This is a genomic window from Neobacillus paridis, assembly GCF_016765675.1.
Taxonomy (GTDB): Bacteria; Bacillota; Bacilli; order Bacillales; family Cytobacillaceae; genus Neobacillus; species Neobacillus paridis.
Map to the genome: position 1 here is coordinate 1 of NZ_JAESWB010000008.1, position 398 is coordinate 398.

1 protein-coding gene is annotated in these 398 nt (G+C 63.3%); it reads right to left on the reverse strand.

The features are described 5' to 3' along the window. Positions 1-398: GspE/PulE/PilB domain-containing protein (locus JK635_RS01400; RefSeq protein WP_498043849.1), on the reverse strand; the 398-nt coding region annotated here is incomplete at both ends.

Genomic DNA, 398 nt, shown 5'->3' on the forward strand with positions numbered 1-398 from the left:
GCTTTGCAGCAGCCGCACCACTGGCGCGTCTTCCAGGCTTGCCGCGCTATCCGTGAAGCCGAAATCGATTTGCGCGTCGCCCATTTCCTGGCCGAGTTCACGCGCCGCGTCGGTGATTTCCTCGGTCTTCCTGTACAGCCGGTTGATCGCCTCGAACAGCAGCGTCTCCGACACCACGGCAAGCTCCAGCTTCTTGCCCAGTATCCGGTGCAGTTCGTCGTAGATGTAGATGTCGGTCGGGTCGGCCAGGCCAACCAGCAGGCTCTCGCCGCGGTCTTCCAGCACCATGGCCCGGAAGCGGCGCGCGCGGATTTCCGGCAGCGCGCGGACCGCGGACCGATCGATGTTGAAGTTCTTGAGATTGATGTAGGGAATGCGTAGCTGGCGGCTCAGCGCTG